The following is a 676-nucleotide window of genomic DNA, read 5'->3' on the forward strand; positions in this document are numbered from 1 at the left end:
GGGGCCGGGCGACTGCACACCGGGGGCCTGCAGATCAAGGGCGTGCAGACCAAGGGCCTGCAGACCGGGCGCCTTCGGGCCGAGGGACTGCGGCGTGTCGTCGTGTCGTCGGGCGGAACGAGTGTCCATGGGTGCGGCTCTGCCGTTGCGGGTCGGGCGCCGCCGCTGCCCCCCGGACGGCGGATCCCGCTGTCTCCATACCCCGGCGCGCCGGTGGCGTCTGTCTGTATGTTGTATCGATGTGCATGGATTTGTATCCGCATGCATCCGGATGTGATCGCGCCGCGGCCGCGTTGACAGGCCGCGCTGCCGGACGTACCGATCGTTTCAACAACAGTTCCGCAAAGCGGAACGTGCCGATCCCGGGGGGAGCGGCGAAGAGGGACGGGAAGGGGGCCTCATGTCCGCGCACGCCGATCGCCCGCCGGTCCCGCAGCTGCTTGCCGCCGACTGGGGCACCTCCAGCCTGCGGCTGTGGTGGCTTGGCCCGGCTGGTGACGTCTCGCCGAGACGCGTTCGGCCGACGGCATGGGCACGCTGACGCCGGACCGCTTCGAGCCGGTCCTGCGCGACCGCATCGCAGAACTCGGCCTCGATCCTGCGGCCGGCGCTCCGCCGCTGCGCGTCATCGTCTGCGGCATGGCCGCGGCGCGGCAGGGCTGGCGCGAGGCCGGCT

The 676-nt window shown here is 72.0% G+C and carries 1 pseudogene; it reads left to right on the plus strand.

The features are described from left to right. Window positions 1-513: 513 nt before the first annotated feature. Window positions 514-676: pseudogene (locus A6302_RS26395) on the plus strand (2-dehydro-3-deoxygalactonokinase); the annotation flags it as partial.

The organism is Methylobrevis pamukkalensis, assembly GCF_001720135.1.
Taxonomy (GTDB): Bacteria; Pseudomonadota; Alphaproteobacteria; order Rhizobiales; family Pleomorphomonadaceae; genus Methylobrevis; species Methylobrevis pamukkalensis.